This is a genomic window from Nitriliruptor alkaliphilus DSM 45188 (genome assembly GCF_000969705.1).
Classification (GTDB): Bacteria; Actinomycetota; Nitriliruptoria; order Nitriliruptorales; family Nitriliruptoraceae; genus Nitriliruptor; species Nitriliruptor alkaliphilus.
This window is the reverse complement of the sequence record NZ_KQ033901.1, coordinates 458,494-471,716: the sequence shown is the minus strand read 5'-3', so window position 1 is coordinate 471,716 and position 13,223 is coordinate 458,494. Positions and strand designations below refer to the sequence as shown.

The following is a 13,223-nucleotide window of genomic DNA, read 5'->3' as shown; positions in this document are numbered from 1 at the left end:
ACGCGCCCCCGCGTGCAGCGCGGACGGCACGACCGACCGCACCCCACCTCGAGCGACCACCGAGGAAGACGCCCGATGCTGTCCGAGTACCTGCCGATCCTGCTGCTCGCCGGCCTCGCCACCGCCTTCGCGGTCGGGTCCCTGGCGGTCAGCTCGCTGGTGGGCCCGCGGGTACCCAACCCGACCAAGCTCGCCGCCTACGAGTCGGGCAACGTGCCCCAGGCGAAGATCATCGGGTCACGGTTCTCGGTGAAGTTCTACATGGTCGCGATGCTGTTCCTGATCTTCGACGTCGAAGCCGTCTTCCTGTACCCGTGGGCCGTCGTGTTCCGCTCGCTCGGGTGGTTCGGTCTGGCCCAGATGGCGATCTTCCTGGGTGTCCTCGGTGTGGCCTTCATCTACGAGATCGGCCGAGGAGGCCTCGAGTGGGACTAGAGAGCAAGCTCCCCAACGGCGTCCTGCTGACGAACCTGGAACGGTTCGTCAACTACTCGCGTTCCACGTCGATGTGGCCGGCGACGTTCGGCCTGGCCTGCTGCGCCATCGAGATGATGGCCGTGGGTGGCCCCCGCCACGACATCGCCCGCTTCGGCATGGAGGTCTTCCGCGCCTCGCCGCGCCAGGCGGACCTGATGATCGTCGCGGGCCGGGTGAGCCAGAAGATGGCGCCGGTCCTGCGCCGCATCTACGACCAGATGTCCGAGCCCAAGTGGGTCCTGTCGATGGGGGTCTGCGCCACGTCGGGTGGGATGTTCAACAACTACGCGCTGGTGCAGGGCGTGGACCACATCGTGCCGGTCGACATGTACGTCCCGGGCTGCCCCCCGCGCCCTGAGATGCTGCTCGACGGCATCCTCAAGCTCCGTGAGCAGGTCCGCACGTCCACCTTCAGCGAGCTGGCGGATCAGGCGTGAGCGAACCCACCATCACCCCGGGTCGCGAACCGGCCACGGGCGACCAGGCCGCGACGCCCATCCCCGGCACCGACGGCCCGCCGCTCGCCAACGAGCGGCTCGTCGCGCGGGTCCAGGAGCGCTTCGAGGGCGTGCGTTCCCTCGAGTTCCGGGGCGAACTGACGCTCTTCGTGAGCCCCACGCAACTCGTCGACGTCATCACCTTCTGCCGCGACGATGAAGCCCTCGCGTGCGCGCTGCTCGCCGATCTGTCAGCCGTGCACTGGCCCGCCGGTGAGCACGTCATCGAGCGCCAGCAGTCGACCACCGGGTGGCCGGAGTACCGCATCTCACGCGACGAGGGCGTGGTCGAGGTGCTCTACGTCCTGCGGTCGATCGCCTTCAACCACTGGTTGCGTCTGTCGGTCGGGGTGTCCGACGAGGAGGGCAGCAGCACGCTGCCGACGGTGACCCACCTGTTCCCGACGGCGAACTTCCACGAGCGCGAGGTCTTCGACATGTTCGGGGTCGTCTTCGAGGGCCACCCGAACCTGGAGCGCATCCTGATGCCCGATGACTGGCTCGGGCACCCGCAGCGCAAGGACTACCCGCTCGGGGGCGTGGACATCACCTACAAGAACGACAAGTTCATCCCCCCGCCGGACCAGCGCGACCTCCGGGAGATCGTGGAATGAGCGGCGTCGGAGGTGGAGGCATGAGTGTCTCAGAGCGCGGGAGTGCGGACACCACGGGTGAGCTGTGGGTCGAGGGTGCGGACTGGGAGTCGGTGGTCGACGCCGTCGAGGACGACCTCCTCACGGTCAACATGGGCCCCCAGCACCCGTCGACGCACGGCGTGCTGCGGCTGCTGCTCGAGCTCGACGGTGAGACCATCACCAAGCTGCAGCCCATCATCGGCTACCTGCACACCGGGATCGAGAAGAACGCCGAGTTCCGCGCCTGGCACCAGGGGCCGACGTTCTTCACCCGCATGGACTACGTCGCCCCGCTCTACCACGAGATGGCCTTCTGCCTGGCGGTGGAGAAGCTGCTCGACGTGCGCGTCCCCGAACGCGCCGAGGTCGCCCGGGTCATCCTCCTCGAGTTCAACCGCATCAGCTCGCACCTGATCTGGCTGGCGACGGGAGGCATGGAGCTCGGCGCGACGACCGTCATGACGATGGGCTTCGGGCTGCGCGAGCACATCCTCGACCTGTTCGAGTCGCAGTCGGGCCTGCGGATGAACCACGCCTACATCCGCCCCGGTGGTCTCGCGCACGACCTCACCGACGACTTCGCGGCCCGCTGCGAGGCGCTGCTGGACATGATCCCCGGCAAGATGCGGGACTTCGAGGACCTGCTGCGGCGCAACCCCATCTTCAACGATCGCCTCCGCGACGTCGGGATCATCGACGCGGAGACGTGTCACGCGTACGGCATCACCGGCCCGCTGCTGCGTGCCGCCGGCGTGCCGTGGGACCTGCGCAAGCACCAGCCGTACTCGGGCTACGAGCGCTACGACTTCGACGTGCCGACCTCGGACCTGGCCGACTGCTGGGGCCGGTTCGAGGTCCGCATGGCCGAGATCGACGAGTCGATGCGCATCATCCGCCAGGCCCTCGATCAGCTGCCCGGCGGCCCCGTGATGGTCGAGGACAAGCACATCGCCTGGCCGTCGCAGCAGTCGGTCGGCGCCGACGGCGTCGGCAACGACCCCGAGTACATCCGCCACATCATGGGCGAGTCGATGGAGGCCCTGATCAACCACTTCAAGCTCGTCACCCAGGGCTTCACGGTCCCGGCGGGCCAGGTCTACCAGACGGTCGAATCGCCCCGCGGTGAGCTCGGCTACGCGGTGACCTCGTCGGGGACCAACAAGCCCTACCGCGTCCACGTCCGCGAGCCCTCGTTCGTCAACCTGCAGGCGGCGGACGTCATGAGCCGCGGCGGGTCGGTGTCCGACGTCATCGTCGTGGTGGCCTCGCTCGACCCGATCATGGGCGGCGTCGACCGCTAGCCCGCACCCCGCTCGACCCCGTACCAGCACGACCCCGCTCGACCCCGCACGACCCCGCACGACCCCGCACGACCCCGCACGACCCGTACGACCCCGCTCGACCCCGCCCCATCCGACGCCCCTGAGGTCCAGACCCGTGCCCCTCACCGAGACCACGCGCGACGAGCTGCGTGCGCTGACGCAGAAGTACCCCGTCGCGCGCGCTGCGCTGCTGCCGATGCTGCACCTCGTGCAGGCCCACGAGGGCTACGTCAGCGAGGACGGCGTGGCGATGTGCGCGGACGTGCTCGGGCTGACCAAGGCCGAGGTCGGCGCCGTGGCGACCTTCTACACCATGTACAAGCGCGAGCCGGTCGGGGACTACCTGCTGAGCGTCTGCACCAACCCCACCTGCAAGATCGCCGGCGGCCAGGCCATCTACGAGTCGTACGTCGAGGCGTGCGGCGGTGCCCACGTCGACCCCGACGGGGCCGGGGTGATGGTCGAGCACGCCGAGTGCCTCGGGATCTGCGACGCCGCCCCGGTGGTGCAGATCAACTACGAGATGTTCGGGCCGGTCACCCAGGACGAGGCGATGGACCTGCTGAAGAAGGCCAAGGCGGGCGACCCGCCCGCCTCGAACCGGTCCGGGCAGGTCCCGCCGACCTTCACGGCCGTCGAACGCGAGCTGTCGGGCATCGACGACGGGGTCCACGCCCAGCTCGTGGACGCGGCGCGGGTGCAGGCCACCAGCCCCGTGCCGCCGGCGTACCGGTCGGGTGAGACCGACATCCCCGTCACCCACCCCGGTGGCGACCCGACCGGTCACGGGGGGCAGGCCTTCGCGGCCGCCGCCGGCTTCGGCGAGGTGCCGTCGCCCACCGACCGCGCACCGGACGCCGTCGCGACCGACGCCGCTGCGGCCACCGAGCAGCAGGACGTCGCGGGGCCCGAGGACCGTGCCGCACCCGAGGACGTGGCCGCGGCCGAGGCGACCCGTGACGAGGGGGCCTACAGCGAGGCGCAGGAGCTCGGCGAGCAGGTGACCGATCCGACCCCGACGCCCCCCGGCGACGCCTCGGTCGGCGCCGAGGAGACCATGGACGAGGAGGCTGGCAAGCCGCAGCCCTTGGCGCGGACGGGCATCCCGGCGGACGCGCCCGAGCCGGGCACGCCCCAGCCGCCACCGACCGACGAGCCCGAGGAAGGTGACCGGTGAGCGACCAGACCACGTCCGCGGACGGGGCCGAGCAGCCCACCTCGACCGGGGGGACCGACCGGCACCTCGCCCACACGGCAGCCGGTGCCGCCGTCGCGCTGACCGAGCGCTACAGCGTCCCGAACGCCGGGGACATCGACGTCTACGAGCAGCACGGCGGCTACGTCGGCCTCCGTACGGCGCTCGAGATGGACCCGAAGGACATCATCGAGACCGTGAAGACCGCGGGCGTCCGTGGACGCGGGGGCGCCGGCTTCCCGACCGGCATGAAGTGGTCCTTCGTCGCCCAGGACACCGGCAAGCCGATCTACATCGTCTGCAACGCCGACGAGGGCGAGCCGGGCACCTTCAAGGACCGCGAGGTCATGGAGCTCGACCCCCACCAGTTGGTCGAGGGCATGATCGTGGGTGGGCTCGCGCTCAACTCCGAGCAGGGCTACATCTACCTGCGGGGCGAGTTCGCGTACGCGGGACGACAGCTGACCCGGGCCATCCGTCAGGCCTACGAGCGCGGCTACCTCGGGCCGGACGTGATGGGCTCGGGCAAGCGGTTCGACCTCACCCTGCACCGCGGTGCGGGCGCCTACATCTGCGGCGAGGAGACCGCCCTCCTCGACTCGCTCGAGGGCCGGCGCGGCCAACCGCGGCTGCGGCCGCCGTTCCCGGCCACCCACGGGCTGTTCGGCTGCCCGACCACGGTCAACAACGTCGAGTCGATCTCGTCGGTGCCGTTCATCCTGCGCCACGGGGTCGACTGGTACCGCCAGTGGGGGACCGAGAAGAGCGCCGGGCCGAAGCTGATGTGCATCTCGGGCGAGATCGAACGCCCGGGCAACTACGAGTTCGCCCTCGGGACCACCGTGGCCGAGATGCTCGAGGCGGTGGGCGGCATGAAGGACGGCCGCGAGCTGAAGTTCTTCTGCCCCGGTGGATCGTCGACGCCCCTGCTGCCCGCGTCGGCCGCATCCACGCCCTACACCTACGAGGACGTGATGGAGGCCGGGTCCATGCTCGGTACCGGCGCCCTCATGTTGTACTCGGACGCCACCTGCGTGGTCGACATGGTCCTCGGCTGGACCCGCTTCTACGAGCACGAGTCCTGCGGCAAGTGCACGCCGTGCCGCGAGGGCGGCTACTGGCTGAGCCAGATCCTGCACCGCATCGAGACCGGCAGCGGTCGCCTCGAGGACCTCGACCTGCTCCAGGACATCTGCGACAACATCTTCGGGCGCAGCTTCTGCGCCCTCGGTGACGGGATGACCTCGCCGATCGTCGCGTCCCTCCAGCACTTCCGCGAGGAGTACCTCGAGCACCTCCGCCAGGGACGGTGCCCCCTCGGTACGACACCGCCGCGGCGCGACATCGCGACCCTCGACGCGCGCAGCGACGAGCACGGCACCGTGCTGCCACCGGCGCGGGGTACCGAGATCCCGGTCGCCACCCCGGCCCCGACGACGACCGCGGCGAGCCCGGCTCCCGCAGGGCAGGCGTGAGTGATGTCTGAGCAGCCCGACGACCTCGTCAGCCTGACCATCGACGGCCAGGAGGTCCGCGTGCCGAAGGGCACGCTGATCATCCGCGCCGCCGAGCAGCTCGGCACGATCGTGCCGCGCTTCTGTGACCACCCCCTCCTCGACCCGGTCGGTGCGTGCCGCCAGTGCGTGGTCGAGGTCGAGGGGCAGCGCAAGCCCGTCATGTCGTGCACGATGCCGGTGGCCCCCGACATGGTCGTCAGTACCCACCTGACCTCCGAGGTGGCGCGCAAGGGACAGGAGGGGACCCTTGAGTTCCTCCTGATCAACCACCCGCTCGACTGTCCGATGTGCGACAAGGGCGGCGAGTGCCCGCTGCAGGACCAAGCGCTCGCCCACGGCGCGAACACCTCGCGGTTCGTCGACCAGAAGCGTCGCTACCAGAAGCCCGTCGCCGTCAGCGCCCAGGTGCTGCTCGACCGCGAACGCTGCGTCCTGTGTGCCCGCTGCACCCGCTTCTCCGAGCAGATCTCCGGTGACCCGTTCATCGAGCTGTTCGAGCGCGGTGCCCTCGAGCAGGTCGCCATCTACGAGGACGAGCCGTACGAGAGCTACTTCTCGGGCAACGTCATCCAGATCTGCCCCGTCGGTGCCCTGACGTCGGCGTCCTACCGGTTCAAGGCGCGGCCGTTCGACGTGGTCACCACCCCGTCGGTCTGCGACCACTGTTCGGCCGGCTGCTCGCTGACCGTGCAGTCGCGCCGAGGTGACATCCAGCGCCAGCTGGCACGCACCAACCTCGCCGTCAACGAGGCCTGGAACTGCGACCGTGGCCGGTTCGGGTTCACCCACCTGACCGCGCCCACCCGGGTCACCACCCCGAAGCTCCGCCGCGGCGGAGACCTCGTGGACGCCAGCTGGGCCGAGGCGCTCGTGACGACCGCCACCGCGATCGGTGAGGCAGCCGAGGCCGGCAGCGGCCGCGTCGCGGTGCTGACCGGAGGCCGCCTCGCGGACGAGGACGCCTACGCGGTCGCCAAGTACGTGCGCACGGTCCTCGGCAGCGACGATCTGGACTTCCGCACCCGCTTCGCGGCGCCGACGGAGGCCGACGAGCTGGTGACCCTGGTCGGGCGTGACGGTGCGACCTACGCCGACGTCGAGGCCTCGCCGGTGACCCTGGTGGTCGACCTCGACCCGGAGGAGGAGGTGCCGATCCTGCACCTGCGGCTCCGCAAGGCGTGGCGTGACCGCAAGGCCCGTCTCGTCGCCGTCGGGCCGTCGCTCGGGTCCCTGTGGGACCTCGCCTGGCGACGGGTCGGGACCCGCCCGGGTGCCGCCGCTGCCGCGCTCGACGCCCTCACGGCCGAGCTGACCGGTGACGGGTCCGCCGAGCTGTCCGAGGTCGCCGCCGAGCTGCGCGCCGCCACCACCCCGCCGGTCATCCTGGTCGGCGAACGGGCCGGGGCCGGCACCCTGACCGCCGCGACCGCTCTCGCCGACGCGTGCGGGGGCAAGGTCAACTGGGTGCCACGTCGTGCCGGGGACCGGGGCGCCCTCGAGGCCGGCCTCGCCGCGGGCGTGCTGCCCGGCGGACGGCGGCTGGACGACGCCGATGACCGCACCGCCGTCGAGGCGGTGTGGGGCGCCCTGCCCACCGACCGCGGTCGCGACCTGCACGCCATCCTGACCGACGCCGCGGCGGGGAAGGTCGACGTCCTGCACCTGATCGGCGTCGACCCGCTGCGTGACGCGGCCTCGCCCGAGCTGGCCCGCAAGGCCCTCGCGAAGGCCAAGCTGGTGGTCGCGCAGGACCTGGCCCTGAACGCCACCGTCGCCGAGTTCGCCGACGTGGTGCTCCCGGCGGCCGCGACCCAGGAGCGCTCCGGCGCCATGACCAACTGGGAGGGCCGGACGCAACGGTTCGCCCGGGCCATCGACGCGCCCGACCTCGTGATGGAGGACTGGGAGATCGTCCAGCAGCTCGCGGCGGTCCAGGGCCGCGACCTCGGGTTCTCCGACCTCGCGCAGCTGCGGGCCGAGATCGCCTCGCTCGGTGTCCGCGCGACCCCGCACACCGCCCCGACGCCGGCCGCGGCGACCGATGGGGCCGACACCGGGGACGTCGGGGACGACGACACCCTCGAGCTCGTCACGGTGCCGGCCTTGCTCGACCACGGCACGATGCTCAGCGGTGCGGTGGATCTGCTCGCCACCCGGCGCGAGCCCTACGCCACGCTGCACAGCTCCGACGCGGAACGGCTCGGCGTCGCCGACGGGGACGAGGTCGAGCTGTCGGCCGGCGGTCGACGGGTCCGGCTGCCCGCGCGGGTCGGCCACGACGTGGTCCCGGGCGTCGTGCGGGCACCCGCGAACTCGACCGAGGTGCCGGCACGGTCCTTGGCGGCCGAGGACGGCAGCGCACGGGTCACGGTGACGGTGGTGGCCCGGGCGGACGACCAGGCCACGACCGCGGAGGTGGCAGGGTGACCGAGACCTTCCCGTTCTGGGTCTACCTCGTCCGCGCGGTCGCGGTCTTCCTCTACTTCCTGCTGTTCACCGCGCTGCTCATCTGGGCCGAGCGCCGCATCCTCGGGCGCATGCAGTCCCGGCTCGGACCCAACCGCGTCGGGCCGTTCGGCATCATGCAGACGCTGGTCGACGGTCTGAAGATGTTCTTCAAGGAGGACGTGACGCCGGGGATGGTCAACAAGCCCATCTTCGTACTCGCACCCCTCATCGGGGTGATCGCGGGGTTCCTGTCGGTGGCCGTCATCCCGCTCGGCGGGAACGTGACCATGTTCGGCGAGACCTTCCCCCTGGTGGTCGCCGACCTGCACGTCGGGATCCTGTGGTTCCTGGCCATGGGCTCGATCCACGTGTACTCCACGTTCCTGGCCGGCTGGGCCTCCAACTCGCCCTACCCGCTGCTCGGTGGGGTGCGTTCGAGCGCGCAGATGGTCAGCTACGAGATCGCCCAGGGCCTGGCCGTGGCCAGCGTCTTCATCTACACGGGGTCCCTGCGGGTCTCGGACATCATCGCCGCCCAGGACCAGGCGTTGTTCGGTATCGAGGGCATCCCCGGTTGGAACGTGGTCCCGCTCTTCCCGGCCTTCCTGGTGTTCGTGGTCGGCATGGTCGCGGAGGCCGGTCGCCCACCGTTCGACCTCGCCGAGGCCGAGGGTGAGCTCGTCGGCGGGTTCAACACCGAGTACTCCGGCATGAAGTTCGGCATGTTCATGCTGGCCGAGTTCATGGCCGCCGTGACCATGTCGGCCGTGGTCGTCACCCTCTTCTTCGGCGGACCCAACGGTCCGACGTTCGGGCTCGGCGAGCCGTTCACCTCGCTGCTGCCGATCCTCTGGTTCACGCTGAAGGTCAGCGTCTTCGTGCTGTTCTTCATCCTGCTGCGTGGCGCACTGCCGCGCGTGCGTTACAAGCAGCTGATGGACCTCGGGTGGAAGGTCCTGATCCCCGTGGCGCTGGTGTGGACCATGGTCACCGCCGGCTTCGTCCTCATCGAGGAGGTCGAGGGCGGCCTGCCGGACGGGGCGCGGATCACGCTCGCGGTCCTCGCCGGCCTCGTGCTGTTGTTCGCCCTGTTCGGCGGCCGCGGCGACGACACCGAGCCCGGGACGGCCCGGGGTGGTCGCCGAGCCCCGGCTGAGACCGCCGCGGCCGGGACCGTGGACCCCGACACGACCGACGTCGGGTTCGACGCCGATCCTGAGGAGGTGTCGCGCTGATGCCCTCCGCGCTGATCACCCTGCTGAGCTTCCTCGTCCTGGCCGGTGCCGTGTACCTGTTCCTGCGGTACAGCATCCTCGGTCGCGGGTTCTCCGTGCCGCTGCGCAACATGGTGCGCCCGGTCGAGACCTCCTCCTACCCCGAGGACCCGCGCCCGCTGACGCCGCGCTTCCACGGCCGGCACCAGCTCAACCGGTACGCCGACGGGCTCGAGAAGTGCATCGGTTGCGAGCTGTGTGCCTGGGCCTGCCCCGCCGACGCCATCTACGTCCAGGGGGCCGACAACACCGTCGAGGCCAGGTACTCACCGGGGGAGCGGTACGCCGAGGACTACCAGATCAACTACAACCGCTGCATCCTCTGCGGCCTGTGCATCGAGGCGTGCCCGACCCGGGCGCTGACCATGACCCACGACTTCGAGTTCTCGGCGGCCACCCGTCAGGAGCTGATCTGGACCAAAGAGGAGCTGATCACCGCGGTGCCGGAGGGCGGCGACGGCACCCCCCAGGCCGACCGTCAGGTCCGTCGGCGGGCGCTGAACTACTACGGTGGCCTCGCCGTGACGCCACCGCTGCTGGCCGGTGGCCGGTTCCAGCCGGCGGCCAACGCACCGTCGGCGCGCGCCGGTCAGGTCGTCCCGACCGGACACCTCCCGGACACCGACGAGGACGCAGCCGACCCCGCCACCGTGGGGACGCAGACGTCGATCCCCCGCCGCCAGGGAGGCCGCTAGATGACCTTGCTGGCCCAGGCCGCGGACGTCGCGGCCACCGATCCGAGCACGGCCGAGACGGTCGTCTTCTACGTGTTCTCGGCCATCGCGCTCGGGTCCGCCGTCGCGGTCATCACGATGCGCAACATCGTGCACGCGGCGCTGATGCTGGTGCTCAACCTGCTCGCCATCGCCGGGCTCTTCCTCGCCCTGGAGTCGACCTTCCTGTCGATCGTCCAGATCCTGGTCTACGCCGGCGCCATCGTCGTGCTGTTCCTGTTCGTCATCATGCTGCTCGGCGTCAGCCGCGACGACCTGCTCGCCGTCACCTCCAGGCGCAACGCCATCCTGGCCGTCGCCGGTGTCGCCGCGCTGGCCGGTGCGCTCCTCGTCGGGATCGTGGGCCCGTACACGGGTGACGACAGCGTGTGCAACCAGGGGGCGACGTCGGGCGCGGGCGGCCGGTGCGTCGGGCTCGAAGCGGCACTCGAGGCCGAGGAACAGGGCTCGGTCAGCTTCCTCGGGGAGCGGATGTTCACCCGGCACACCTACTCGTTCGAGCTCGCCGGCCTGCTGCTGGTCGTGGCGACCGTCGGCGCCACGATCCTCGGACGCCGGACCGACCCCGAACCCGATGACGAGGAGGACCCGCTCCCCGTCGACGGTGCCGGGACCTACGTGCCGGCCGACGTGCTCGCCGACGAGCTCGCGGGCGTCTCCGAGGCCTCCGACCAGCGGGTGGAGCACGAGAAGCCAGAACTGCCCGGCCGGCGCCGGGACGAGATCCCAGATCGGGAGGGCTGAGCCGTGCCGATCGGTTACTACCTCGTCGTGTCCGCGCTGCTGTTCTGCACGGGGTTGGCCGGCGTGCTCGTGCGCCGCAACGCCATCGTGCTGTTCATGTGCATCGAGCTGATGCTCAACAGCGTCAACCTGACCCTGGCTGCCGCCGCCCGCGCGTGGGGTGGTGCGGACGGCCAGGTCTTCGTCTTCTTCGTCATCGTCGTCGCCGCGGCGGAGGTGGTGGTCGGCCTCGCGCTGATCGTGAACCTCTTCTTCCGTCGCGGGACGCTCGACGTCGACGTCCCCCAGCTGCTGAGGTCCTGACGTGTCGTTCCTGCTCGCCGCAGAGGGCGCCGCCGTCGCCAACGAGGTCGTCTCGACCACCTCCGGCGCCATCGGCCTCGCCTGGCTCCTGCCCGTCATCCCGCTGCTGGGGTTCCTCGCCGTCCTGGTGCTGACCCGGACGCTGCGTGAGCACGCCGCCTGGATCGCCACCGGGGCCTCCGCGCTCACCTTCGTCCTGGCCGTCCTGATCTTCCTCCAGGTGCTCGCCGAGCCGGCGACCCACATCCGCCCGATGCCGACCTGGATCGAGGCCGGTGCGCTGCAGGTCGGCTTCGACCTGTTGGTCGACCAGCTGACCACGGTCCTGCTGCTCGTGGTGACCGGCGTGGGCCTGCTGATCCACATCTACTCGCTGGGCTACATGCACGGCGACGCTCGCTACGAGCGCTTCTTCGCCTACCTCAACCTGTTCCTCGCCTCGATGCTGATCCTCGTGCTCGGGGCCAACCTGCTCACCCTCTTCCTCGGCTGGGAGCTGGTCGGCCTGTCGAGCTACCTGCTCATCGGGTTCTGGTTCGAGAAGCCCGCCTACGCGACCGCGGCGAAGAAGGCGTTCATCACCAACCGCATCGGCGACGTGTCGTTCATGGTCGCCATGTTCCTCACGTTCGCGACCTTCGGCACCCTGACGTTCACCGAGTTCCTGCCCCAGGCGGGCGAGCTGTCCTCGGGCGTCGCGCTGGCGCTGGTCCTGCTGCTGCTCGGTGGGGCCGCAGCCAAGTCGGCGCAGATCCCGCTCCACGTCTGGCTGCCCGACGCCATGGCCGGTCCGACCCCCGTCTCCGCGTTGATCCACGCCGCGACCATGGTCACCGCGGGTGTCTACCTGCTGGTGCGGACCTCACCGGTGCTGGTGCAGTCGCTCGACGCGATGCAGGTCATCGGCTGGATCGGTGGCCTCACGGCCTTCATGGCAGCGCTGATCGCCATCCGGCAGGACGACATCAAGAAGATCCTGGCCTACTCGACGGTCTCGCAGCTCGGCTACATGTTCCTCGGCGTCGGCGTCGGCGCGTTCCGCGAGGGCATCTTCCACCTCGTGACGCACGCGTTCTTCAAGGGCCTGCTGTTCCTGGCGGCCGGGTCGGTCATGCACGCCATGGCGAACCGCACCGACGCCTGGGGGATGGGGGGCTTGCGCAAGCTCATGCCGATCACGTTCTGGACCTCGGCCGTGGCCTGGCTGGCGATCTCCGGCGTCTTCCCCTTCGCCGGCTTCTTCTCCAAGGACCAGATCCTGACCGAGGCGTACATGCACGGCCACCTGCCGCTGTACCTCATCGGCCTGGTGACGGCCCTCCTGACGGCCTTCTACATGTCCCGCTGGTTCTTCCTGATCTTCCTCGGTGAGCCACGCTGGAAGGCGCCGCGGCCCGGGGTCGCCACCCACGCGGCGACCACCCGGGCTGCCACGACCGGCGGCCTCGGCGAGAGCGTCCCGCCGGCGCACACCGGTGGGAGGACCCCGTCCTCGCAGGACGCCCACGTCTCGAGCCTGCACCCCCACGAGTCGCCGCCGTCGATGACGGTCCCGCTGGTCATCCTCGCGGTGTTGTCCGCCGTCGGTGGTGCCGCCCTCGGCTTCCAGCACCACGGGCCGCTGTACAACTTCCTCGAGCCGGCCGTCGCCGGGGTCGGCGAGCTCGGGTACGAGGCTGCGGGCGCGCTCACCGAGTTCCACCTGATCGCGATCTCGCTCGTGGCCGCCGGTCTCGGCATCGGCCTCGCCTACCTCGCCTACGTCCGCCGCGACATCAGCCAGGGCCGCATGGCCGAGCCGGTCCGCGGCCCGCTCGCCGAGCTGTTCGAGCGCAAGTTCTTCGTCGACGAGCTGTACGAGTCGGTCCTCGTCCGGGCCGGCGGCTGGTTCGGCGCCCGACTCGAGTGGTTCGACCGACGGGTGATCGACGGCGCGGTCGACGGCGCGGGTGCGCTCTCGACCGGTATTGGGCAGGTGAGCCGTCGCGTCCAGAACGGCCTCGTCCGCAGCTACGTCGCCGGTCTCCTCGTCGGCGCGCTCGCGCTGGTCGCCGTCGTCCTGATCCAGGTGAGGTAG

At 70.5% G+C, this 13,223-nt stretch carries 10 protein-coding genes and 2 pseudogenes; all 12 read left to right on the top strand.

Translation table 11 applies throughout. The features are described 5' to 3' along the window. The first annotated feature begins 75 nt into the window (after positions 1–75). A complete protein-coding gene (locus tag NITAL_RS02225) occupies positions 76–435 on the top strand; it encodes an NADH-quinone oxidoreductase subunit A (RefSeq protein ID WP_052664447.1) in 360 nt (119 codons plus the stop codon). After that, positions 426–875: pseudogene (locus tag NITAL_RS02220) on the top strand (NuoB/complex I 20 kDa subunit family protein); the annotation flags it as partial. The gene NITAL_RS02225 and the pseudogene NITAL_RS02220, both read left to right, overlap by 10 nt. A 35-nt stretch (positions 876–910) precedes the next feature. Then, the gene (locus NITAL_RS02215) at positions 911–1,588 is read left to right on the top strand and encodes an NADH-quinone oxidoreductase subunit C (RefSeq protein WP_052664446.1); all 678 of its coding nucleotides are present in this window, start codon (positions 911–913) and stop codon (positions 1,586–1,588) included. 20 nt (positions 1,589–1,608) lie between these two features. Next, on the top strand, positions 1,609–2,910 hold the full coding sequence (locus NITAL_RS02210) for an NADH-quinone oxidoreductase subunit D (protein WP_052664445.1): 1,302 nt from the start codon (positions 1,609–1,611) through the stop codon (positions 2,908–2,910). A 136-nt stretch (positions 2,911–3,046) separates the two neighbouring features. Next, positions 3,047–4,108 (top strand): NAD(P)H-dependent oxidoreductase subunit E, encoded by a 1,062-nt coding sequence (locus NITAL_RS02205; protein ID WP_052664444.1) that lies wholly within the window; start codon positions 3,047–3,049, stop codon positions 4,106–4,108. 98 nt (positions 4,109–4,206) lie between these two features. Beyond that, a pseudogene (gene nuoF, locus NITAL_RS02200) lies at positions 4,207–5,442 on the top strand (NADH-quinone oxidoreductase subunit NuoF); the annotation flags it as partial. 162 nt (positions 5,443–5,604) lie between these two features. Next, entirely contained in the window at positions 5,605–8,070 is a 2,466-nt protein-coding gene (locus NITAL_RS02195) for an NADH-quinone oxidoreductase subunit G (protein ID WP_083442059.1), read from the top strand. Beyond that, entirely contained in the window at positions 8,067–9,326 is a 1,260-nt protein-coding gene (locus tag NITAL_RS02190) for a complex I subunit 1/NuoH family protein (protein ID WP_052664443.1), read from the top strand. The genes NITAL_RS02195 and NITAL_RS02190 overlap by 4 nt, the downstream gene beginning before the upstream one ends. A gap of 110 nt (positions 9,327–9,436) precedes the next feature. Beyond that, positions 9,437–10,060: an NADH-quinone oxidoreductase subunit NuoI gene (gene nuoI, locus NITAL_RS26150; RefSeq protein ID WP_425413688.1), complete on the top strand. Its 624-nt coding sequence runs from the start codon at positions 9,437–9,439 to the stop codon at positions 10,058–10,060. Then, positions 10,061–10,843, top strand: coding sequence for an NADH-quinone oxidoreductase subunit J (locus tag NITAL_RS02180; protein WP_052664442.1), 783 nt, complete (start codon positions 10,061–10,063; stop codon positions 10,841–10,843). A 3-nt stretch (positions 10,844–10,846) separates the two neighbouring features. Then, the gene (gene nuoK, locus NITAL_RS02175) at positions 10,847–11,146 is read left to right on the top strand and encodes an NADH-quinone oxidoreductase subunit NuoK (RefSeq protein ID WP_052664441.1); all 300 of its coding nucleotides are present in this window, start codon (positions 10,847–10,849) and stop codon (positions 11,144–11,146) included. A 1-nt stretch (position 11,147) separates the two neighbouring features. Then, positions 11,148–13,223, top strand: a complete 2,076-nt coding sequence (gene nuoL, locus NITAL_RS02170) for an NADH-quinone oxidoreductase subunit L (protein WP_211262150.1) — start codon at positions 11,148–11,150, stop codon at positions 13,221–13,223.

What these genes read in the sequence shown, in the direction of transcription:
- NITAL_RS02225 (WP_052664447.1), top strand. Translation starts at nt 76, where the DNA reads ATGCTGTCCGAGTACCTGCCGATCCTGCTGCTCGCCGGCCTCGCCACC.
- NITAL_RS02210 (WP_052664445.1), top strand. Translation starts at nt 1,609, where the DNA reads ATGAGTGTCTCAGAGCGCGGGAGTGCGGACACCACGGGTGAGCTGTGG.
- NITAL_RS02195 (WP_083442059.1), top strand. Translation starts at nt 5,605, where the DNA reads ATGTCTGAGCAGCCCGACGACCTCGTCAGCCTGACCATCGACGGCCAG.
- nuoI (WP_425413688.1), top strand. Translation starts at nt 9,437, where the DNA reads ATGGTGCGCCCGGTCGAGACCTCCTCCTACCCCGAGGACCCGCGCCCG.
- NITAL_RS02180 (WP_052664442.1), top strand. Translation starts at nt 10,061, where the DNA reads ATGACCTTGCTGGCCCAGGCCGCGGACGTCGCGGCCACCGATCCGAGC.